The sequence below is a fragment of the Bacillus sp. FSL R5-0422 genome, assembly GCF_038610765.1.
GTDB lineage: Bacteria > Bacillota > Bacilli > Bacillales > Bacillaceae > Bacillus > Bacillus pumilus_O.
Window position 1 is genome coordinate 1,295,979 of the sequence record NZ_CP152014.1, and the last position, 22,984, is coordinate 1,318,962.

At 40.4% G+C, this 22,984-nt stretch carries 21 protein-coding genes; 13 read left to right on the plus strand and 8 right to left on the minus strand.

What is annotated here, in order from left to right:
- Positions 1 to 4 precede the first annotated feature (4 nt).
- The 3 genes from MKX52_RS06500 to MKX52_RS06510 all read left to right on the plus strand — a co-directional run bounded on the left by MKX52_RS06500 (position 5) and on the right by MKX52_RS06510 (position 3,712).
- A complete protein-coding gene (locus MKX52_RS06500) occupies positions 5 to 1,966 on the plus strand; it encodes a methyl-accepting chemotaxis protein (RefSeq protein WP_012009762.1) in 1,962 nt (653 codons plus the stop codon).
- Positions 1,967 to 2,040: 74 nt separating this feature from the next.
- Positions 2,041 to 2,826 carry an SDR family oxidoreductase gene (locus MKX52_RS06505; RefSeq protein ID WP_144469954.1) on the plus strand — a complete coding sequence of 262 codons (786 nt, stop codon included), beginning with the start codon at positions 2,041 to 2,043 and terminating at the stop codon, positions 2,824 to 2,826.
- Positions 2,827 to 2,839: 13 nt separating this feature from the next.
- The gene (locus tag MKX52_RS06510) at positions 2,840 to 3,712 is read left to right on the plus strand and encodes an NAD(P)-dependent oxidoreductase (protein ID WP_088004293.1); all 873 of its coding nucleotides are present in this window, start codon (positions 2,840 to 2,842) and stop codon (positions 3,710 to 3,712) included.
- A 239-nt stretch (positions 3,713 to 3,951) separates the two neighbouring features.
- Here MKX52_RS06510 and MKX52_RS06515 read toward each other — a convergent pair whose 3' ends face one another.
- Entirely contained in the window at positions 3,952 to 4,746 is a 795-nt protein-coding gene (locus tag MKX52_RS06515) for a CAP domain-containing protein (RefSeq protein WP_012009765.1), read from the minus strand.
- A 336-nt stretch (positions 4,747 to 5,082) separates the two neighbouring features.
- Between MKX52_RS06515 and MKX52_RS06520 the strand changes: the two genes are divergently transcribed.
- Positions 5,083 to 7,206: a penicillin-binding protein 2 gene (locus MKX52_RS06520; RefSeq protein WP_342491697.1), complete on the plus strand. Its 2,124-nt coding sequence runs from the start codon at positions 5,083 to 5,085 to the stop codon at positions 7,204 to 7,206.
- A 155-nt stretch (positions 7,207 to 7,361) separates the two neighbouring features.
- Positions 7,362 to 9,191: a PAS domain-containing protein gene (locus MKX52_RS06525; RefSeq protein ID WP_342491698.1), complete on the plus strand. Its 1,830-nt coding sequence runs from the start codon at positions 7,362 to 7,364 to the stop codon at positions 9,189 to 9,191.
- A 26-nt stretch (positions 9,192 to 9,217) separates the two neighbouring features.
- On the opposite strand, the gene MKX52_RS06530 is transcribed toward MKX52_RS06525, so the two are convergent.
- Complete coding sequence (locus tag MKX52_RS06530) at positions 9,218 to 10,387, minus strand: aminotransferase A (RefSeq protein ID WP_088003942.1); 1,170 nt, start codon at positions 10,385 to 10,387, stop codon at positions 9,218 to 9,220.
- Between the two features lie 291 nt (positions 10,388 to 10,678).
- Between MKX52_RS06530 and MKX52_RS06535 the strand changes: the two genes are divergently transcribed.
- Entirely contained in the window at positions 10,679 to 11,563 is an 885-nt protein-coding gene (locus MKX52_RS06535; RefSeq protein ID WP_144503361.1) for a cation diffusion facilitator family transporter, read from the plus strand.
- Between the two features lie 61 nt (positions 11,564 to 11,624).
- Here MKX52_RS06535 and MKX52_RS06540 read toward each other — a convergent pair whose 3' ends face one another.
- Positions 11,625 to 11,777 carry a hypothetical protein gene (locus tag MKX52_RS06540; protein WP_169056411.1) on the minus strand — a complete coding sequence of 51 codons (153 nt, stop codon included), beginning with the start codon at positions 11,775 to 11,777 and terminating at the stop codon, positions 11,625 to 11,627.
- Between the two features lie 301 nt (positions 11,778 to 12,078).
- Here MKX52_RS06540 and MKX52_RS06545 point away from each other — a divergent pair, with 301 nt between their 5' ends.
- The 3 genes from MKX52_RS06545 to MKX52_RS06555 all read left to right on the plus strand — a co-directional run bounded on the left by MKX52_RS06545 (position 12,079) and on the right by MKX52_RS06555 (position 15,036).
- The gene (locus tag MKX52_RS06545) at positions 12,079 to 12,618 is read left to right on the plus strand and encodes an RDD family protein (RefSeq protein WP_012009771.1); all 540 of its coding nucleotides are present in this window, start codon (positions 12,079 to 12,081) and stop codon (positions 12,616 to 12,618) included.
- A gap of 125 nt (positions 12,619 to 12,743) precedes the next feature.
- The gene (locus MKX52_RS06550) at positions 12,744 to 14,054 is read left to right on the plus strand and encodes an MFS transporter (protein WP_144503360.1); all 1,311 of its coding nucleotides are present in this window, start codon (positions 12,744 to 12,746) and stop codon (positions 14,052 to 14,054) included.
- Positions 14,055 to 14,127: 73 nt separating this feature from the next.
- On the plus strand, positions 14,128 to 15,036 hold the full coding sequence (locus tag MKX52_RS06555) for a chemotaxis protein (protein ID WP_012009773.1): 909 nt from the start codon (positions 14,128 to 14,130) through the stop codon (positions 15,034 to 15,036).
- Between the two features lie 34 nt (positions 15,037 to 15,070).
- Here the strand turns inward: MKX52_RS06555 and MKX52_RS06560 are convergent, their stop codons facing one another.
- On the minus strand, positions 15,071 to 15,532 hold the full coding sequence (locus tag MKX52_RS06560) for a YkyB family protein (protein ID WP_012009774.1): 462 nt from the start codon (positions 15,530 to 15,532) through the stop codon (positions 15,071 to 15,073).
- Between the two features lie 500 nt (positions 15,533 to 16,032).
- Entirely contained in the window at positions 16,033 to 16,248 is a 216-nt protein-coding gene (locus MKX52_RS06565; RefSeq protein WP_012009775.1) for a hypothetical protein, read from the minus strand.
- Between the two features lie 175 nt (positions 16,249 to 16,423).
- Between MKX52_RS06565 and MKX52_RS06570 the strand changes: the two genes are divergently transcribed.
- Positions 16,424 to 16,591 carry a hypothetical protein gene (locus MKX52_RS06570; RefSeq protein ID WP_342491699.1) on the plus strand — a complete coding sequence of 56 codons (168 nt, stop codon included), beginning with the start codon at positions 16,424 to 16,426 and terminating at the stop codon, positions 16,589 to 16,591.
- A 64-nt stretch (positions 16,592 to 16,655) separates the two neighbouring features.
- Here MKX52_RS06570 and MKX52_RS06575 read toward each other — a convergent pair whose 3' ends face one another.
- The 3 genes from MKX52_RS06575 to MKX52_RS06585 all read right to left on the minus strand — a co-directional run bounded on the left by MKX52_RS06575 (position 16,656) and on the right by MKX52_RS06585 (position 19,518).
- Entirely contained in the window at positions 16,656 to 17,933 is a 1,278-nt protein-coding gene (locus tag MKX52_RS06575; RefSeq protein ID WP_342491700.1) for an MFS transporter, read from the minus strand.
- 73 nt (positions 17,934 to 18,006) lie between these two features.
- Positions 18,007 to 18,504, minus strand: coding sequence for a L,D-transpeptidase family protein (locus MKX52_RS06580; RefSeq protein ID WP_342491701.1), 498 nt, complete (start codon positions 18,502 to 18,504; stop codon positions 18,007 to 18,009).
- A 156-nt stretch (positions 18,505 to 18,660) separates the two neighbouring features.
- Positions 18,661 to 19,518: a metallophosphoesterase gene (locus tag MKX52_RS06585; protein ID WP_012009779.1), complete on the minus strand. Its 858-nt coding sequence runs from the start codon at positions 19,516 to 19,518 to the stop codon at positions 18,661 to 18,663.
- Between the two features lie 136 nt (positions 19,519 to 19,654).
- Here MKX52_RS06585 and fadH point away from each other — a divergent pair, with 136 nt between their 5' ends.
- The 3 genes from fadH (at position 19,655) to MKX52_RS06600 (ending at position 22,893) form a co-directional block, all read left to right on the plus strand.
- Complete coding sequence (gene fadH, locus MKX52_RS06590) at positions 19,655 to 20,419, plus strand: 2,4-dienoyl-CoA reductase (RefSeq protein WP_012009780.1); 765 nt, start codon at positions 19,655 to 19,657, stop codon at positions 20,417 to 20,419.
- A 64-nt stretch (positions 20,420 to 20,483) separates the two neighbouring features.
- Positions 20,484 to 21,704 (plus strand): EAL-associated domain-containing protein, encoded by a 1,221-nt coding sequence (locus tag MKX52_RS06595; RefSeq protein WP_088003950.1) that lies wholly within the window; start codon positions 20,484 to 20,486, stop codon positions 21,702 to 21,704.
- A 292-nt stretch (positions 21,705 to 21,996) separates the two neighbouring features.
- The gene (locus tag MKX52_RS06600; RefSeq protein WP_012009782.1) at positions 21,997 to 22,893 is read left to right on the plus strand and encodes a manganese catalase family protein; all 897 of its coding nucleotides are present in this window, start codon (positions 21,997 to 21,999) and stop codon (positions 22,891 to 22,893) included.
- Positions 22,894 to 22,984: the final 91 nt, after the last annotated feature.

Here is a 22,984-nt window from a genome sequence, read left to right on the forward strand (position 1 = left end):
GGAGATGTTTAAGAAACTTCAAGTGAGAATAGCTGTTTTCATCTCAGTTATTTTAATTTTAACCGTTGTGGCAGTTCAAGTGGGTTCCAATTTGGTATTAACACCACTGATTGAACGAGATGCAAAAACGACCGCCACAGCAACGGCAGAAAGCCTGAAAGACATTATTACAGAAAAGCTTGATAATTACGGCAATACCATTAACAAATTGGCAACAGGTAAAATAACTGAAGAATTTGCGCAAAAACAAACAAAGCAAACACTTGATTTTGAAAAAAGTGCAATAAAAAACCTGCAGGAACAGGATAAACTCATTTCATTTGCTTATATTGGAACAACTGATGGCAAAATGCTCGGCTTCCCGGAGTTCGATCTTGGCCAAGGATATGATCCATCTAAACAAGGCTGGTTTAAACAAGCAGTCGAAAAGCCTGATCAAGTTGTTTGGACAGATCCATATATTGATGAAGCAACGAAAAAAGTGATTGTCTCAGCCACGAAGGCGATTGTCAAAAATGGAAAGGTCATTGGAGTCGCTGGACTTGATTTGAAGCTCTCCTCCATTCAATCTTATATAAATGAACAAGAGATCCCTTATAAAGGGACCGCTTTCTTAGTTGATAACACAGGCACCATTTTGGCGCATCCAACGCAGCAAGGAAAAAACATTTCAAAGGTCGCCTCTGTAAAAAAAGCGCTTGACAACTCAGGTATTGATGACAGCAAAGAACTGACGGTCATATCTAAAATCAAAGAAGCCGATTGGACGGTTGGCGTGAGCTTTGAGAAAAAGAAACTGCTTTGGATCACAGAACAAATGAATCAGACAAGTATCATTATATCCGTCATTGCCATTATTCTTGCGATGATCCTTAGCTTCTTATTGGCAAGAAGCATTACAACACCAATCAAGCGTCTAACAGGGCATGTGCGTAAGGTGTCAGAAGGCGATTTAACAAGTACGCTTGAAGTGAAGTCCAAAGATGAAATTGGTCTCCTCACGAAAAGCTTTAATCAAATGATAGAGGACATCAGGGAGTTAATTGAAAAAGTGAAAGGGGCTTCAGATCAAGTTGTGACATCAACAGATGAAGTGACCCAAATTTCAAATGAAACCTTGCTGTCGAGTGAGCAGATCGCAACGGCCATTCAAGAGGTGGCAACAGGGGCGTCTAAACAGGCATCAGATGCAGAAACGATTAATGAGAAATCAGAGCATTTGTATGAGAAAGTGCGCCATATGGGTGAGCTTGCCTCACAAATGCAAACCAACTCAAAATCATCTGAAGATGCAAGCTATAAAGGGCTAGATGCACTTGGTGTGCTCGTCCAAAAATCAACAAAAGCGAGCGAAGAATCGAAAAAGGTAGAGCAAATGCTGCTAGACCTTGAGCATAAAACGAAAAATATTGAAAACGTGGTGACAGCGATTTCTCAAATTTCGGATCAAACGAATTTACTTGCACTGAATGCAAGCATTGAAGCAGCGAGAGCTGGAGAAAGCGGAAGAGGCTTTGCTGTTGTTGCAGAAGAAGTTAGAAAGCTTGCTGAACAATCTGCGCAATCAACAAAACACATTAGTGAAACCGTCAAACTCATTCAAGATGAATCGAAGAAGGCGGCTGAAGCGATGACAGTAGCAAGTAAGATGAATGAGGAACAAGGTGACGCCATTAATGCAACAGGCGAGGCACTGAGCAGCATCACAATGGAAATGCAGGCACTTGTCGGATCAATCGACAGTATTCATTCACAGATCAATGAAATGACAGAAGAACAACAGAAGATGAGTGACTCCATTCAAAGTATTGCGGCAATTTCTGAAGAATCTGCAGCTTCAGCTGAGGAAGTGCACGCGTCTACAGATGAACAAGTTCAAGCGTTAGAAAGAACGAAAACTTCGACCGAAATGCTGAACGAATCAAGCCAGGCGCTACGTCAGGCGGTTGACCGATTTAAAGTGTAATCAAGCAGAAAGGAACCTTGCGACGTGAGCAAGGTTCTTTTGGTATGATAAAATAAAGCAGAGGAGGTGTTGACATGAATGTCAATTTATCTGGAAAAAAAGCATTGGTCGCTGCAAGCAGTCAAGGTATCGGAAAAGCGATTGCCTTTGCTCTAGCAAAAGAGGGAGCAGATGTCATGCTTTCAGGAAGACATGAGCACACGCTGAAAGAAACGGTGAAAGAATTATCTCCGCTTGTAAAAGGAAAGCTGACTTATCAAGTATGTGATGTGTCTGACGCGCAGCAAATCAAGGCGCTAGTTCAAGTGGCAGCTGGTGATGAGAAGTGTCTCGACATTCTTGTGAACAATACAGGCGGTCCTAAAACAGGGACACTTGAAACCTTAACAGATGAAGACTGGATGGAATCATTTCAGCTTCATTTACTCAGTTATATTCGATTATTAAAAGAGGCATTGCCTTATTTGAAAAAACGCGGTGCACGCGTGTTAAACATTGCGTCTATGTCAGTGAAAGAACCGATCCCAGGCTTGATGCTGTCAAATACGTTTAGACCGGCTATTGTCGGCTGGACAAAAACAGCCGCTCAGGAGCTTGCGAAGGATGAAATTTTGATCAATACGTTAGCCCCTGGGAAAATTGAAACAGACCGCGTCAAACAGCTCGACAAGCACCGCGCGCAGGCAGAACACCAAACAGTTGAAGAAATCAAAGCACAGGCTGAACGTACGATTCCGCTTGGCCGTTATGGACAGCCAGAGGAATTTGCAGCATATGCAGCTTTTCTTTTATCTGAAGCAAATACATACATGACAGGTCAAACACTCATCATTGATGGTGGATTGACAAAGTCTCTTTAAGGAGGAACAAGTGATGACACAAATCAAAACAGTTGGTTTTATTGGAATTGGTGTAATGGGACGCAGTATGGCAGAGCATTTAATGGATGCTGGATATGAAGTTCTCGTTTATACAAGAACAAAAGCGAAAGCAGATGCACTCATTCAAAAAGGCGCATCATGGAAGCCGGAAGTGAAGGAAATTGCACAACATGCAGATGCTGTCATCACAATGGTAGGATATCCATCGGATGTAGAAGAAATCTATTTAGGTGAAGAGGGGCTTGTGGCACATGCTACGCCTGGTACTTATCTGATTGATATGACTACATCGAAGCCTCAGCTGGCAAAAGAAATTGAAGAGAAAGCGAAAGAAAAAGGGCTGTTTGCATTAGATGCACCAGTTTCGGGCGGAGACGTAGGCGCAAAAAATGGAACGCTTGCGATCATGATTGGCGGAGAAAAATCAGCCTATGAAGCGTGTCTTCCCTTATTTGAGAAAATGGGCGAAAACATTCAATATCAAGGACCTGCAGGAAGCGGTCAGCATACTAAAATGTGTAACCAAATTGCGATTGCAGCAGGTATGGTAGGTGTCGCAGAGGCGATGGCCTATGCCGAAAAATCAGGACTTGATCCAGAGCATGTGCTTAAAAGTATTACAACGGGCGCAGCAGGAAGCTGGTCCTTGTCAAACCTTGCACCAAGAATGCTGAAAGGTGATTTCGAGCCAGGGTTCTACGTGAAGCATTTTATTAAAGATATGGGCATTGCTCTTGAAGAAGCAGAGCTCATGGGAGAAGAAATGCCAGGGCTCTCGCTTGCGAAGTCGCTTTATGAAAAGCTGAGTGAGCAGGGGGAAGAAAACAGCGGTACACAGAGTATATATAAATTGTGGGTAAAATAAAAAGCCTGTCCCATAGAGGAACAGGTTTCAGCGTGTAGACAAACCCTCGCATTCGTTGTCAGTCCTGCGTGCTGGTGCTCACGAATGTCAAATTCGCTCCGCGCCAGTACTCGTCCTTCCTAGAATTCAAAGGTTTTCTATCACGCTGAAAAGGAGACAAAGGGCTAAAATAAAGATCATTTTAGCCCTTTGTCAACAATCTGAAAACCTGTCCCATAGAGGGACAGGTTTTATTGATCTTATTTTCCAATGAATTGCTGCGTCCAGTAGTTACCAGATTTCACATAACCAACACCGATATGTGTATAGTTTTTGTTTAAGATATTGGCTCTATGACCTTCACTGTTCATCCAAGCAGTTACCACTTCTTGAGGAGATCTTTGACCTTGGGCAATGTTTTCACCTGCTGTTTTGTAAGTGATCCCGAATTGCTTCATTTGATCAAATGGAGATCCGTAAGTTGGGCTTGTGTGAGAAAAATAGTTTTTATCTTTCATATCTTGAGATTTTGCGCGAGCAGATTTGCTTAATTTTGAATCAACAGAAAGTGCTTTTAATCCTTGCTTTGCACGCTCTTTGTTTGTAAGCTCAACGACTTCTTTTTCAAATGCATTCAAGCTGCTGTCAGCTTTTGTTGCCGTTGTGTCTTTTTGGTCAGCTTTTGTATTGTTATTTGTGTTTTGTTTTGCTGGCGTACTTGGTTTAGAAGCAGTAGGTTTTTTCACTGATTCTTGTTTTTGTTCATTTTTTGCTTTGTTTACTTCTTTCACCACTTTTGTGCCAGTAACAGGTTGACCGCTTTTGATCAACTTGTTTAAAAGAGCTTCGATCTCTTTTTGATTCGACTTGCTTAGCTTGTTTACATCTGAAGAGATATGTAATTTTGCAGCTAATGTATGAAGATCAATGGTTTGATGCTGTACTTGTATCACTTGTTTCAGGTTAAGCTCCTTCGCATCAGCTGAATGTCCCCCAGTGAACGTGATGAGTGCAGCAGCCGTTAGCGCTGAAAAAAAGAATGATTTCTTCTTCATATTGTAACTCCTCCTAAAATCTTTGTTTTGTTTACTCACAGAAAATCATAACATGGACTTTTTGTTATAAACGTACCAGCATCCTCCATTGACAATGCCTGTTTGTCATTTTTGTTAAAGTCATAAAATAACACGCTTCATATCAAAGGATAGGGAATTTTACCATTTAATGAAAACGACATAAACATACCAATATTTTAAAGTGTTAGTATATTTTTTTGCATAATAGGGATTGACAGCTTTTTTTCACTTGTTTCGCTGTAACAACTATTACAAAAGTGTTACAATAATGAGTGGTAATTGTAAAAGATTGAAAGGATGAGAGGAGCTACATAAGTGGGAGAGAAACAGCATCAAGGTGGTGCCGAGCAGAAAAAAATCAAGCGCCGGAACGCCTGGAGGATTAATCTCTTTTTCTTCGCTGTCTTTAGTTTATTTGCTGTACTTGTGATCAAGCTTGGTGTGCTGCAGATCGTCAATGGTGAGGATTATAAAAAGCAAGCAAACCGAACAGAGGTCAAAACAGCATCATACCCGTCTCCGAGAGGAAAAATGTATGACGCGAGAGGAAGAGTCGTCGTTGATAATGAAAGTGTACCTGCCATCGTTTATACATCAGAAAGCGGTGTGAAAGCGGAGGATAAGATTAAAGTAGCAAGAAAACTTGCGACTTATATAAAAATGGATACTGATTTTATAAGAGAGCGTGACATTCGAGATTTTTGGCTGGCAAGCCATCCAAAAGAAGCGGATAAGCTCATTTCAAAAGCAGAGCAAAAGAAACTTAAAGCAAAAGATGTCTATCCGCTCCAAGTCGAGCGCGTGCCTAAGGAAGAGGTCAAGGCGATCGAAAAAAATGCAGAGGAAAAAGCAGTTGCAGCGATCTATCGCAGGTTTACAGGCGGATATGCCTTTGAGCCTCAAATCGTGAAAGCAATGGACCCAAATGAAGAGAAAAAAGGGGACGAAAAAATTGCTTTACTCGATGAAACAAAAGAGTCAAAGCAGACATCATCTGTCAATTTGACATATGAAGAGATTTCACTTGTGTCAGAGCATCTTGATGAGCTGCCTGGTGTGAATGTTATCAATGATTGGACAAGAAAATATCCGTATGAGAAAACTCTTTATAATGTACTTGGCGGTGTGACCACACCAGAGCAGGGGATTATCAAAGAGCGTGAAGATTACTATATGGCAAGAGGCTACTCACGTAATGACCGGGTAGGAAAGAGCTATTTAGAGTATCAATACGAGGATTTTCTGAACCCAGAGAAAGCGACCGTTCAGTATACGCAGGTTGGCGGGAAACTGCTCGATGAAATCAAGCGGACAGAAGGACGAAGAGGACTTGATCTTGCACTCACATTTGATATGGAGCTGCAAAAGGAAGTCGACAAAATCGTTGAATCAGAGCTAAGATCCGCTAGTGCAAGAAACTATATGATGGATCGTGCCTTTGTTGTGATGATGGACCCTAACACAGGTGATGTTCTCGCGATGTCAGGGAAGAAAATGGACGGCAGAGACGTCACAGATTATGCCATCGGAACATTTACGACCCAGTATGAAATGGGCTCTGTAGTCAAAGGAGCTACAGTACTCGGCGGTTATCAGGACGGAATGTCGCACAACCAATCCTATATGGATACACCGCTCTTTTTTGCAGGAAGTGGAAAGCCCAAGAAGTCTTACAACAATCTGGGGTGGGTCAACGATCTGCGAGCACTCCAAAAAAGTTCGAACGTCTATATGTTTCATGTAGCGATGAGAATGGCAGGTATTACCTATCAACAGAATGGTCCATTACCAGCAAGACCTGAGCATCTGCAAAAAATGAGAAACTACTATGCGCAATTCGGTCTTGGCGTGAAAACAGGGATCGATCTGCCGCAGGAATCAAGCGGGATGCAGACACATCCGAAGACGGTCGGCGGACTCTTACTTGATGAAGCAATTGGTCAGTATGATACGTATACACCGCTTCAAGTGGCCCAGTATATGTCGACGATCGCCAATGGTGGAAATCGCGTTCAGCCAAGAGTGGTGAAAAGCGTTCACCTTCCAACGAAGAAGGATGAAGTCGGCCCAGTTGTGAAAAAATATGAGCCGAAAGTGCTGAATACGATTAACAACTCGAAAGCAGATATTGACCGCGTCAAAATGGGGCTGAAAATGGTCACATCGACCGGCGGTACTGCCGCAGGCCGTTTTGGTCAGCATGATGTCGCAGGAAAAACAGGCACAGCCCAAACCTTCTACTATGGTGCCAACCGCAGCTGGTGGGGGAATGCCACGTACAATTTAACCTTTGGAGGATATTATCCATCGTCCGATCCGAAAGTGGCTTTTAGTGTCGTGACGCCTTACGTCTCAGACAAAGATTCCGTTATTAAAACCATCCCAAGTAAAATTGTTGATAAGTACGTTGAATTACAAAAGAAATACGAAAAGCAGTAAACAGCAGAGAGCACAGCAAGAGAATGTGCTCTTTTTTGCTGAAAATATGGACGTTTCCCTCGATGACGGAAGGAAAATACGGGTTTTCTAGCGAATCTTTTTTATACATCAATCTAAGGACAACCCTAAAAAATGAAAAGGAGGGTCGGACGACGATGGAACAAAAAATGAAAGATTCGAATCAGCTTTATTCGAATATCGATTTACATGCCGTTCTTTCTTCCAATGGCCGCTTTCTCTACATTTCTTCTAACTGTAAGCAGCTTTTGCTCTATGAACAAAAGGATTTACTAGGGTGTTTTTTGAAAGACTTTGTTCATACCGAAGATCAATTTCTCGTCGAGAGTTATTTCTACAATCAGCACATGCTAGAGATTTGCCACTTTAGGTTGCTTAGAAGTGATCTAACAGCTGTATGGATTGAGGCTAGTATTGATTTTGTTGCTTGTGATGAGCTAGACAGTGAATTAAGTAGAGAAATGATCCTAAAAATGAGGGTGCTGGACGCTGAACCGCAAAAAGCAGCATTTCAAACAACATCAGAAGTGTCAGAACAGTCGTTAGGCAGTCTGCCGGCTTTCCAACATGTCAGTGAAGCTGAACAATTGATTGCCAAACTGCCAAATCCGTTATGTATTACGATTTTAGGGGAAATTGTTTATGCAAATGATGCGATGCTTCAATTAATGGGGGTCAGTACAAGAGGTGACATGATCGGCAAAACTGCATTTGACTTTATTGCTGAGGAGTACCATGACATTGTGAGAAGCCGAATTACGAGGCTGCAAGAAGGTCTTCCAGTCGGAATGATTGAACAGATATGGAAGCGGAAAGATGGGAGTAGCATTCATATTGAAGTGAAGTCATCACCAACGATCTATCAAAATCAGCGGGCAGAGCTTTTGCTGTTAGTAGACATTTCATCCCGTAAGAAATTCCAAACCGTTCTGCAAAAAAGCCGGGAGCGGTATCAGCTGCTCATCCAAAACTCCATTGATACGATTGCGGTCATTCATGATCACAAATGGGTGTTTATGAATGAATCAGGCATTAAATTATTTGAAGCCGAGCATTACGATAAATTAATAGGAAAAGATATTTTCCATCAAATCCATTCATGTGACCAGCAAAAAGTGAAAAAGAGCATATCACGTATTATTGAAAGAGCTTCAGATTCTGAGATTGTTACGATGAGCTGTCATACGTTTAAACACAAGCTGATTTATACAGAAATGGTGTGTATCCCAACTACATTTTTTGGAGAAACAGCCGTTCAAATTATTTTAAGAGATATATCCGAACGCAAGCAGACAGAAGAGCTCATGCTTCGATCTGAAAAATTATCGATCGCAGGTCAATTGGCTGCAGGCATTGCACATGAGATTAGGAACCCATTGACTGCCATCAAAGGCTTTTTGCAGCTCATTAAACCGAAAACGAAAGATCGAGATCAATATTTCGAGATTGTTTTCTCTGAGCTGAGCCGGATAGAAATTATTTTAAGCGAGCTGCTCATGCTGGCAAAACCGCAGCAAACGGCATCGATGCAGACACTAGATTTGAAAAAAATCATCAGCGAAGTCACGGCTTTATTAGAAACACAAGCGAACTTAAATGGCATTTTAATGAACACGAGTGAGATAGAAGAGGGTCTCCTGATGAACGGGAACCAAAATCAGCTCAAGCAGGTGTTTATCAATTTAATCAAAAATGCCGTAGAATCCATGCCGGATGGAGGGAAGGTTGACATTACGGCCAAAGCAGAAAGAGACGGAATTCACGTCACCATTCGTGATGAAGGGATCGGCATTCCTGAATCGGTTATGAAGCGAATAGGAGAGCCCTTTTTAACGACAAAGGAAAAAGGGACTGGGCTAGGGCTTATGGTGACATTTAATATTTTAGAAAATCACAACGGGACGATCCGTGTGGACAGTCATCCAGAAAAGGGCACCGCATTTCACATCATGTTTCCTGCAAAATAAAAACAACGGCAGGAGGAGCCGTTGTTTCAGTCTGTTAAATGAATGGAACGTTTTTCAAGAACGAATTGTTCAAGGCGGTCAAGTCCTTCTTTCAGTGTTTCAAGTGAATAAGCATAGGATAGACGCACATACCCCTCGCCGAGTGGAGAGAAAGCAGACCCTGGTACAACAGCCAGTCTTGTACTTTCTAACAGCTCCATACAAAAATCAAAGGAACTCATCCCAAACGATTCAATGGATGGAAAAATATAAAAAGCGCCAGAAGGTTTAATGACCGGAAGCCCCATAGAAATGAGCCGATCATAAACATAATCGAGTCTTTTCTTATATTGCTCTCTCATGATAAGTGCATCATCCACACCATTTGTCACAGCTTCAAGTGCCGCCTTTTGTGAGACAGCCGAGGCACAAGACACGTTATATTGATGTACTTTTAATACATGTTTAGCAATTGGAGCTGAAGCAAATAAAAAGCCAATTCTCCAACCGGTCATGCTATGAGACTTAGACAGTCCGTTAATCACAATGGTCTGTTCCTTTAAGAAAGAAGCGATTGAATGATGCGGCCGGTCAAATGTTAGCTCGCTATAGATTTCATCGGATAAAATAAAGATGTCTTTCCCTTCAAGGAGCTGGGCAATCTCTTTCAATTCTTCTTCTGAAAGCGTGACACCAGTTGGGTTTGAAGGATAAGGAAGAACAACACACTTTGTATTTTCCGTTAATGCATCCTCAATCAGCTTGGCATTTAATTTAAAGCCAGCATTCGTTGTATCGATATGTACTGGCTTCCCACCGCACATTCGAATGATCGGTTCATAGCCAGGGTAGACAGGTCCAGGTAAAATCACTTCGTCACCCTCTGACAAAATGGTTCGAAACGCAGCATCAATCGCTTGACTAGCACCTGTCGTTACAATGATCTCCGACTCAGCCTCATAATCAAGATTGACTTTCTTCTTGATGTAGTGCTGGATCGCTTGTCTTAGCTCGAGAAAACCAGCATTGTGTGTGTACGAGGTGAAATTCTCGTCAATCGCTGCTTTGGCAGCTGTTTTGACATGATGCGGCGTATAAAAATCGGGCTGGCCTATCGTCAAAGAAACGACATCCTCATATGACGATACGAGATTTGAAAATGTTCGAATGCCTGAAATTTCAATATCCTTTACTCTTGGATTCAGCAAATGCTCCATTTCTCATCACCTTAAAAATTTATGTTTTTATCCTATTTTACCATTCACTGCATAAATGTCACCTGCGAAAGGCACTGGATATCATTATCTGTAGTCTATTCTTCTATTCATCACAGCATGAGTGATATATTGAAGAAAGAGCAACATTTATTATAGCGTAACCTCACGAGAAAATACAGGCTGCGATGAACATGATTAGAAAGCGGCAAAACTGTGTAAACTGAAAGAACGAAAGAATCAAGTCATGGGAAGTGCTTTTATAGACATACGATCTCTTAAAGGAGGACGGTAATGGCACAATCAGCGAAGACATCGAAAATAGCGTTTCTATCCGTCATGAGTAACACATTTGTTGTCATCTTAAAAATCATTGTGGGTCTGCTCACTGGATCTGTTGCGGTGTTATCAGAAGCCATCCATTCTTTTCTCGATTTGATGGCATCTTTTATTGCATTTATCTCTGTTCGTATTTCAAGAAAGCCAGCAGATTCTAAACATCCGTATGGACACGGAAAAGTCGAAAACATTTCTGGAACGATTGAAACATTGCTGATTTTCGTTGCTGGCATTTGGATCATCTACGAATGTGTTCACAAATTAATGCATCCAGAGCCAGTCAAACTGCCTATACTTGGCATTGTGGTGATGCTAATAGGTGCGATCATCAATTTTATCGTATCAAAAGTTGTGAACAAAGAGGCGGAAAGGGTCCATTCTGTCGCCATGAAATCAAATGCATTTCACCTGTTAACAGATGTGTATACGTCATTAGGGGTCGCATTCAGTTTATTGCTTGTCGCATTAACCGATTGGTATTTCTTAGATCCGATCATTGGGATGATACTTGCTCTCTTTATTATGCGAGAAGCGTTTAAGCTCATGAAAGAAGCCTTCCCGCCGCTCGTAGACGCCCGGCTAACGCCCGAGGAAGAACAATCGATCGAAGCAATCATTCAAGGATTCAGTCAAGAGTTTATCGAATATCATGATTTTCGAACAAGACGATCCGGGGCAGAGGAGTATATTGATTTTCATTTGATTGTAGACGGCAAGACAACGATTGAAGATGTTCATCAATTATGTGATCGAATTGAAGAGAAGATTGAGAAAGAATTTCCGCATGCACAAATCTTTATTCATGTAGAACCTGAAAGTGAAAGAAGCACGCAAACGTAAAAAAGGCGATCAACCACCTTAGGTTGTATCGCCTTTTTTACGTTTCATCTATGCAATGAAATCAATATCCATAAGCAGTATCGTAATCTTCATACCAAGAGATATAAGCTGTATCATCATTTGACAAATCATGCTTCATATCTAAAAAATCAGCTTCGCAAATATCTTCTATCACAGTCATTTCATTGTTCTTTAATAGTACGACAGTTCCCATCATGAACACCTTTCTTTAAAAAATCCTTGACTATTGTACCATGTGAAGAATCATTGTCAACAGCAGAATGGAAACAAGACGAAAATATCACAAAATGTTAAAAAATCAGGAGGTAAAAGAACTAGAAGTGCCATGATTTTCACAAATTTTCAGTATTTATTCACATAAATCATTGAGGACGACCTGATCTAAAATATATGTAAAAGTGTAAAGTTACATTGATCTTGCGATATTCATAAGATATAATAACGAATGATTATAAGAAATTTATAGAAAACATACATAATAAAGGAGAAATAGGATGGAAACAAACATAACAGAACCACACATTCAAGAAAAGAAGCATCCTGAACTAGCAGGCGTAGGCTATCGTTTTCTTGCACACCTTTTAGATGGTATCATCATCGGCGTACCATATTCTTTTATCATGTTTATTTTGGCAACACTCTTTTTTGTCTCAAGTCCTGAGGCAGCAATGATGATGGATGACGACAGCTATTACTATTCAACAACTGTTATGACAGATGAGGACTGGGCAGTCATTATGGGACTTATCTTTTTCTACATAGGAGCGATCTTGGTCGGTATCGTGGTGACATGGCTTTATTACGCCATCATGGAATCATCAAAACTGCAAGGAACGCTCGGTAAGATGGCTCTTGGAATTAAAGTGACAAGAGTAACGGGCGAAAAAGTGACATTTGGCCGTGCAACAGGTCGCTTTTTTGCAAAAGGCTTTTTGTCTCCAATCTTATATATTGGCTACATCATTGCCTTTTTCACAGAGAAAAAACAAGCACTTCACGATTTAATTGCAAGTACCATTGTTGTGAAGAAATAATGAAAAAAAGCACCTCTGCTCAATCGTAAGAGGTGCTTTTTTTATAGATTGCTTGTATGGAAGAGGAACGTATAACATAAAATAGAATGATAGTGGAAAAGTAGGCAGAGAAGGGAGACAAACGATTGAAAACAGGGAAAAAGACCAAGCAGAAAAAAGGGGCAGGCTTCGGGCTGTTTTTGACAGCACCCATTTTGGCCTGGGCATTGTATGACTTTGCTAATACGATATTTTCATCGAATATGATCACCATTTTCTTCCCGTTCTACTTGCAAGAAACGATCGGAGACAGTGCGAGAATGGATCAAATTGCTAGTACATTTATTTCTTATGCAAACGCACTAGCCAGTTTTTTTCTCGTCATTTTCACACCATTATACGGAGTTCTGATCGATCGGACAGGAAAAAAGAAGCGCTATATCACATTGTTTACTCTCATATGTATAGCTTGTACGTTTTTAATGGGGATCTTTGCTGGAATTGATTTCTCAAGCGAATGGTTTGGATTGCCTGTCTCTTTATTAGTCGTGGTCACCTTGTTTGTGATTGCAAAATTCTTCTATCACTCGAGCTTAGTGTTTTATGACACCATCCTGCCCGATCTTGGGACAAAGGATGAAATACCGCTTATCTCTGGATTTGGCATTGCCGTTGGTTATTTAGGGACACTCGTCGGCCTCACAGTTTATTTACTTGTTGGCAATGACCAATTTCATGAAGCATTTATTCCGACAGCACTATTATTCTTTCTTTTTTTCCTGCCATTTCTCTTTTTTGTAAAAGACCCTCATCCACTGCCACAGCAAGAGAAAAAGGCGTCCTTTTTCAGTGGGTATAAAGAAATTATTCGCACGTTTAAAGAGATGAAGCATTACAAGCCGGCTTTTATCTTTATGATCGCATTCTTTTTTATGAATGATGCCTTGCAGACAGCGATTGCGATGATGGCTGTGTATGCCAAAATCATCATTGGCTTTACCGCTGGGCAATTTATCCTGCTTTATCTTGTGTCGACCATTTCAAGTATCATTGGTTCCTTTCTATTTGGATATATCACAAAAGCGATTGGGGCAAAGCGCTCGATTACAGTTGTGTATGTGATTTTGATCGTTGCTCTGATTCTGGCTGTGACAGCCACAACGGAATGGGTCTTCTGGGTGGCCGGCAGTTTATTCGGAATTTCACTCGGCGCAAGCTGGGGGGCATCACGAATATTGATTATCGAGCTGACACCAAAGGAAAAAAGAGGACAGTTTTTTGGTCTCTTTGCATTCTCAGGGAAGGTGTCGTCCATTATTGGCCCTATCATTTATGGGTCAGTCACTCTGCTGTTTGCAGAGCACGGAAATCTCGCAAGTCGTCTTGCACTAGGCTCTTTACTCATTCTTGCAGCGATAGGACTCGTGATTCATCAATTCGTACGAGAGAAAGCGTAAAGAAACGTCAACTTTTTACCTATGCTGCCGATATAAAAAGTACAATCTTATATTGAAGAATAGAGGGATTTCCGTGGCTTTAAACAAACAAGAAATTTTACTTGACTCTGGTACCAATGAATTGGAAATTGTGAAGTTTGAAATTGGTTCAAATCAATTCGGCATTAACGTCATGAAAGTAAGAGAAATCATTCAGCCGGTTGAGGTGACGGTAGTACCGCACTCTCACCAAGATGTAGAAGGGATGATTAGTTTACGAGGCGAGATTTTACCAGTCATCAATCTATTTTCCTTTTTTAATGTCGAGTCAGATCAGTCAGAACAAGAGAAATATATTGTGACTGAATTCAACCAACGGAAATTTGTGTTCCATACAGGAACGGTATCACAAATTCACCGCGTCAGCTGGGAAGAGATTGAAAAGCCAACTGCACTCAATCAAGGGATGGATCGTCATTTAACCGGTATCATTAAGCTTGATGAAAAAATGATTTTCCTTCCAGATTACGAGAAAATCATTTATGATATTGAATCCGCTTCTGGAGTAGAAACGTATCATATGTTTGACGGTGAGAAAGACGAGAGAAGAACAGGGAAGAAGCTTTATGTCGTTGAAGACTCTCCGCTGCTCATGCGTTTATTAACAAATGAATTAACCGAAGCAGGCTATAAAAACATTGTGACCTTTGAAGACGGGAAACAGGCATATGACCACGTGATGGACCTTGTCAGCAAAGGAATTACTGTGACAGAAGAAATTGATATGATTATTACAGATATTGAGATGCCTAAAATGGATGGTCACCGCTTAACGAAATTGTTGAAGGAAAATCCTTTAACGAGTTCCATACCAATTCTCATCTTCTCTTCGCTCATCACGGAAGATTTACGCCATAAAGGGGAAACAATCGGTGCAGATGATCAAATTAGCAAGCCAGAAATTCATCAACTAATTGAAAAAGTCGATCACTTTATTATCTAAACAAAAAACCACTCGTCATGAGTGGTTTTTTTGTTTAAAAATAACTTTCCCCGAGTCGTTTGAAGACGGGCTTTGTATAATGTGATTTTTGTTTTGTGGCGGTAGGTTTTTCTTTTAAACCGACATACGTTTGAAGCAGTTGCTTTGCTCGGTTTAATGACATATTCGCTTTCGGATTGCGATATGATTGATTTAAATTTCCTAAGTGTGGCAAAAATTCGAAGTCTTCTTTAGTTGGTGGCAGGTGAAAATAATAATCTCCAATTTCAATCAGCACGTCGGACTGTTGTTGACTATATTTGGGATTGTTAGAGAAATGTAGGCCCACTTTTCTTCCTTTACCTTCTTGCAATAGTTTCTGCAGCGCACGTTTTTTCAAAAGATAAAGAAATTTGGGATTTGGTGCGGTTTTAGCATGGCGGTTAACAGTATAAATGGCTTTTGCGATGTTTTCTGCTGTAGGTTCTATGTCTTTAGTATGAGCATAATCGTCCATTTTTTCTCTCCTTTGTCTTTCGTCTTCCTGTGCTTAGTATAAATTATACGTTTTTATTAGTAAATTGCAAATAGAGATATTGTAAAAAACGATAGGATTCCTATCTCTCTTATCTACAATAACCATTCAGGAGTGGTCTAAAACTTGTTTGGAAATAAAAAATGGCAGAATAATCAGCAAAGACTTTCTATTGAAGGTGGAAAGATTCCGGTGTAGTTCATTTTATATATGCTAAAGGTGTTGTATATTCATTCTTTTAAACATATTCTTCACATAACTTGTGCTGGCGGTGCTATTGGCATTAATGGACAAAGGAGGAGAGAAATTCATTGCCTGAAGCGCATAATAATTGACTGAATCAAATATATATGAAGTGAACTATTAGTTCATGATAACTACCTATTTTAAATAAATGGGTAGTTTCTCAATTGTATTCATTTTGCATTTGAGACTTTACCATATGCCAGACAACATGTCGAACATATGGTTTCATCATAAGTCTATTTCTTATGACTTGAATAAGCGCAATAGAAGCAACCATTAAAATCAGTTTCATTCGTCATTTTTTTAGCTTCATCAATGGCGCTCTCACCACTCATGTGCAGACCAATCAATTTACGGCTTGCAGCATCACCTAAAAATGCACAATCCTCTGTATGTACAACATACTGACCTTGATCATCTTTTGTATGAATAAAATAATAACTTTTTAGCATACCCTCACCCCCAACCTGACCATCCTACTATAAAACTTCCAATGATGTAAAGATTTTTAATTAAAAATATTGCGATTTTATACTCATTCCTTTTATTTCATAAAAAGTAAAATATGTTATAAGATAAGAAGATTAAAGTTAATGAGAACAGAAAGGACTGTTAGGATTGAAAGATATGTTAACTCCTTTATTGGTCGCACTTGTCGTTGAAAGCATTTTGTATGTGATAGATGATCGGCCCGTTCATCCTTTGCTTCTATTTCTCCTCCTTTTTATTAGCATTTATGCAGTTGAAAGAATCATTCATTTTGCTTCCAATCATTACGATAAGCAGAAAAAATAAGCGCCATTTATGTTTCAGGCATACAAAAAGGACTTTCTATAGAAGAAAGTCCTTTTCGCTTCATTTATTGCGCTCCCTGACCTTTAAGTTCACGCTGCACATCTAAGTCATCAGCTTCTCTGCTGAACTTTGGCAGTGTAAAGAAGTAAAAAAGGAAAACGAGTAAAATAATAACGCCCATTCCGTAATAAATATAAGAAACGTTTGTAATGAGTTTTGGAAAAAGTACCGCAATCAAACCTAATGTCATGGATTGAGCAAACATGGTAAGTGGATCAACCCAACCCGACACACGTCCCATCAAACGAGGGTGGACGATTCTTGGCAGCCAGCCGCCAATGACAATGTTGACTGGGCCGATGCATGTACCAATGACAAATGATGTGACATAAAACAACCATAGTGTATGGGTGGAACCAAGTACAAAAATCAGAATGCCTGCAACCAAAATTGGAAGCGACATGAGATATTGCATCTTTACTTTTTTAGCAAGAATAGAGCCCATTAAGCTGCCAACAAGTAGACCGGCACCAATTGCAATTGTAAAGAACGATGTATGCAGTTCAAAATGGTCCGGTGAAAGGCCATATTTCATTGTAAACATCGGAAGTACAGCAAATGCGCCATTGACTAGACCAAAAACAAAAAAGCCAAAAATTAAAGAAGCCAACAATTTATTTTTTATAATGTAAAGTATGCCTTCTTTAAAATCTTTTAGAGACGTTTTAATGGTCATGCCTCTCCAGCCTGCTTGTCCATTTGGCTGACGTGCTTCAATTGGAATGTTACATGAACGAATCAGGATGCCTGACACAATAAAACTGATCAAATCAATCGTAATGGCACCGTGGAGTCCAATCGTCTTATACATAATCGCACCGATTCCAACGCCAAATACCATGAATAAACTAAATAGCATTTGATTTAAGCCAGCGGCTTTTGCATATTGATCTTTATTTAAAATCGCCTGAACGAGAGAGGCTTCAGCTGGATAGAAGAACTTCGTAATGGCACTTCGAATAAACAAGATCAAGAAAATAAGTGGAAGTGAATTAAAATTAATAACAATAAATAAAACAATCGTCAGCCCAGCTCGTATCCAATCGCAATTCTCTGCGACTTTTTTACGATCAAAACGATCTGCTACGACACCGACCATAAAAAAGACAAAGATCGTTGGAAGTGAATACATGAGCTCTGCTAATGTGGCATAGGCGGGCTGATGACTAAAATGATCGAGCAAATAAAAGGCGAACGCCATATTGCCGACTGTTGTCCCCATTTGCGAAGCAAGTGCAGCAAAAAAGAGACGAACAAAATTTCTGTTTTTAAAAATATCCATAAATACGCTCCTTAACCTGAAGATCCCACTTTATATCATATAAAATTTTAAGCATTCATACAATTGATTTCTATTACTGGCTAATGGTCACAGGTGTTCCATTTGGAACGATTGAAGCAAGTTCGATGACATTCTGATTATACATACGAATGCATCCTCTAGACACAGCTTTACCAATTGAAGACGGGTTATTCGTACCGTGAATGCCGTAATGAACTTTCGAGAGGCTCAGCCAATAGGCGCCAAAGGGACCTCCTGGGTTTGGCTGTCTGTTCACAATATAATAAGAACCTGTTGGTGTCATATTTAAAATTCTTCCTGTTGCAATCGGATACGACCGAATCAGCTCTGATCCAGAAAACGAGACGAGACGTTTGCTTGAAATTGAAACAGAGATGCGGTAAGGGATCGTATTTGGATCGGGCAGACCAGGAATGATGATGACCTCATTTTGTACCGGCTCTTGGCCTTGCAGTGAAGGGTTTGCAGCCTTTAAAGCATCTGTTGTTGTTCGAAAATCAAGCGCTATAGAAGCAAGCGTTTCTCCGCGTTTTACCGTATATCGCAGCACCAAAGGACACTCCTTTTGCTCAAATAAAAGAAGCCATGATGCCCGTCACTTGCTATATATATGGACGGAATCAGGCTAAGGAAGGTTTCTCCTAACATATGTCATGAGAAAGATCTTTGATTATGTATATGCACAAGGAAGCGGTTTGGCTTCTGTCTAAATGCGAGAAGAGAGTGTGAAAAACGTTAATTCAGGTTTGGCTAAAAATCGAAGCGGCAGTCTTGTTGTCCCAAGTCCGCGGTTGACATAGATGCGGTGCTGATAACTTCCGTATAAACCTTCTACATATGTATGGCCGAAAGGTGCTGTGAGAATGGGTCCATAAAAAGGGAGCTGTACCTGACCGCCATGGGTATGTCCAGAAAGCTGCAAGTTAATAGGGATTGTATCCAGCTCCAATGCTGCATCAGGCTCATGTACGAGCAGCAAGGTAAATAAATCAGATGATACTTCTCGCTTTATCAGGTCATAATCCGGCACACTCATCATCAAGTCATCCATTGTCGCAATCTGAATATGTGCCCCTTCTTTTTCTAATGGAAACACATCATTTTTACATATTGTAAAGCCGCAATCTTCCATCGTTTTCTCATAAAGATCAATGCCAAATGGTCCGTAGTCATGATTACCGCATATCGCAAGCTTACCAAACGGGGCGTGGAGCTTAGTCAAATAGGCTTTCGCTTTTTCATGCTCTTCAATCGATGCTTGAAAATCAACGAGATCCCCTGTGAACACAATGAGGTCTGGAGATTCAGCGTTGATTTGCTGCACGACGGATTCTAATTCCTTTGAAGGAAATGTATCACTTAAATGAACATCACTAAATTGAGCAATTTTAAACTGATCAAATGAAGCTGGAAGCTGAGCATCCCGAATGGTCATTGACACAGTATCGATCATGCGTGGTTCGATGTATCTGGCATATCCATATCCACATGTTGTAGCTAAAAAACCGAGAATGCTCGCGCCAGCAGCTCCTTTTAAAAACTGTCTCCGAGAAAGTTGCTTCATATAAGACTCCTTTATAAATAAAATTAAGTATAGCATCATATATAAAGAATCTCCTATATGGTGCATCTAGGGTCAATCATGATATGATAGGAATTAATGAATGAATAGTCATTCAAAACTACAAAGGGGGAGAACAATGACGAAACAAACAGTGATTGTCACAGGAGGATCAAGCGGAATGGGGAAGGCGATGGCTGTCCATTTGGCACACGAAGGCTGGAATGTCGTGATTACAGGAAGAACAGAAGAAACGTTAGAAAAAGTGGCAAATGAAATCAAACAAAATGGCGGCTCAATCGCTTACTTCCAAATGGATGTGCGAAACCCAGAGGATGCTGATCAAATGGTCAAATTTGCTGTAGATACATTTGGTGATGTGGACGCTCTGATTAACAATGCTGCAGGAAACTTTTTGGTTCCAGCAGAAAAACTATCTCCAAACGGCTGGAAGGCTGTCATTGATATTGTATTAAATGGAACATTTTTTTGCAGTCATGCAGTGGGCAATTACTGGATTCGTCAAAAGAAAAGGGGAAGTATGGTCAATATGGTGGCAACCTATGCATGGGGTGCTGGTGTAGGTGTGGCGCATTCAGCAGCAGCAAAGGCAGGTGTTTTATCCCTCACTCGAACGCTTGCAGTGGAATGGGGAAAGCAATATCGAATTCGCGTCAATGCCATCGCGCCAGGTCCAATTGAGAGAACAGGCGGTGCGGATAAACTATGGGAATCGGAAGAAGCAGCGCAAAGAACATTAGATAGTGTTCCTCTTGGCAGACTGGGCACACCAGAGGAAATCGCAGAACTCGCAAGCTTTTTATTATCTGAACAAGCGTCTTATATAAATGGCGATTGTATCACAATGGATGGAGGGCAATGGCTCAACCAATCCCCATTTTGAATGACGATGTAAGACCTGCTTTTGATGTGTTATAATCACACAAAGAGAGAAGCAGGTGATGAAAATGGTCGATCCATTGGATATTTTAACGAATATTGAAGATGTTTTCCCGCACTATCAAGCGATATTCAGTGCGGAAGAGCAAAAAGTGATAGGCTATGAGATTTTAGGAAGAATGAAGCTCGAGTCTGAAACAGTTAGCCTAGGCTCCTTCTTTACGGATTCATCTATTCCTGACGAATATAAAGTGGAAGTAGATCATAAAGTACTGACGCAAGCACTCGATCTTTTCACAAAAGAAGATGATGATTTGCTCATTTTTATTAATCATGATGCAAATATCTTGATGCTTGATCATGGTGAAAGCTTTTTGGAACTTTTGAAGGAATATGAAGCAAGGGGTATTCAGCTGAATCGATTTGTTATCGAATTTACAGAGCATACGTTTAGCGGCGATATTGAACAGCTTTACCATACGTTAACGTATTTTCGTACATATGGTATTAAAATCGCCATCTCGAATATCGGAAAAGAAAGCAGCAATCTTGATCGGATTGCTTTGCTCTCACCCGATCTATTAAAAATAGATTTACACGCATTAAAGGCATCGGCTCCTTCGCCTTCCTATGAATATGTTTTGTACAGCATTTCATTGCTTGCGAGAAAAATAGGGGCGGCTTTAATTTATGAAGACATTGAAGCAAATTTTCAGCTGCAGTATGCTTGGAGAAATGGCGGAAGATACTTTCAAGGGTTCTATCTTCATGAGCCTGCGGCGGAATTAATCGATCGCAATAAACGAAAAGATCAGCTGAGAGAAGAATTCCAGCAATTTATTGCCCATGAGAAAAAGAAACTTCAAACGGTCTACGAACATTCTGAAACATTTTATAAACGAATTCACCAAGCTGTCACGACCTTAAAAAAATCATGCAGTACAAATGATGAACTTATTCAAAAGCTGGCATTAGAATTAACGGATTGCAGCTTTCGAATTTATATGTGTAACGAAGAAGGCTTTCAAATCACTGGAAATGTGTTTAAAAAAGAAAAAGAATGGTTGTTTCAGCCTGAATATATCGAGAAAAACTGGAGCTGGCGTCCTTATTTCCTAGCAAATATTCTCCAAATGAGAATGAGCGGGAAAGGATTTTTCAGTGATATTTACAGCGATTTAGAAACTGGTGAGAGGATACGTACGTTTTCTTACCCGTTAGAGGGAGATATGTATTTGTTTATAGATCTTCCGTATGCCTATTTATATGAGCAAGATGGATTAATTTAAAAATACAGTGAGAAGATCGCATGAACAATTTGAGTAGCCTTTTAGGCTGCTTTTTTTGATTGAAAAAAAGAAATAAAAAATGGTTGACAATGAAACTGATAATCATTATCATTTAGTTATAGAGAGAAGCTACTCTCTGTTCCCCAACCCCTCTATCAGATCAAGATCCAAAAAACTTGGCGCTACCCCCGCCAAGTTTTTTTTGTGCTTTTCATCTTCGCCTCATGCATAGGACAGCCCAATCACTCCATACACCTTAAGTGATGACAGTTAGACGGTAGGAGGGAACGTCATGATCAAACGTGACAAGCGGCTGCTAATTGATTTGCCAAGACCAGATCATCCAGATGCAAATGGTGCTGCTGCTGTGCAAGAATTACTCGGCGGAAAATTCGGTGAAATGTCCACATTAAATAATTACATGTTCCAATCCTTTAACTTTAGAGGAAAACGAAAACTCAAACCGTTTTATGATCTCGTATCCAGTATTACGGCTGAAGAATTCGGTCATGTAGAACTTGTGACCACTGCTGTGAATCTCATGATTACAGGGACCACCCATGGCGGAGATCCAGATACGACACCGATGAAAGCGGCTGTCGATAAACGAAATACACAGCATTTTATTCAAACGGCTCAAACAGGTTATCCGTTTGATTCCATGGCAAAACCTTGGACCGGAGAGAATGTGTTCTCAAGCGGCAACCTGATTCTTGACCTCCTTCATAATTTCTTCCTTGAATGCGGGGCTCGTACGCACAAAATGCGCGTATATGAAATGACAGATCATCCTACAGCAAGAGAGATGATCGGTTATTTACTTGTGCGGGGCGGTGTGCACGTTGTGGCATATGCAAAGGCGCTTGAAGTAGCCACAGGAGTAGATGTAGGGAAAATGCTCCCGATTCCAAACCTCGACAACAAATACTTTGATTCTGCGAGAAAATTTGAAGACCAAAATATTCATACAAAACTGTACACATTTAGTGATACGGATTACAAAGATATCAATAAAATTTGGAAGGGCAGCCATCCGATTGATGGAAAACCGCTCACAGTGATTGAGGGCACCCCGCAAGGAGCACCTGTGCCAGATTATAGAGAATTACCGGAAGAGTTTGCCCCAGGCATTTCCAAAGAGGATTTTGACGAAATTGCCAAACGTCTAATGAGATCTGCTGGTTTATAAAAACATGGTGCATGAGATCAGAAAAAAGACTCAAACTAAAAAAACAGATTCTTTTTCTTTTTTTGAATTCAAGAGGAAAAATATCATCTGA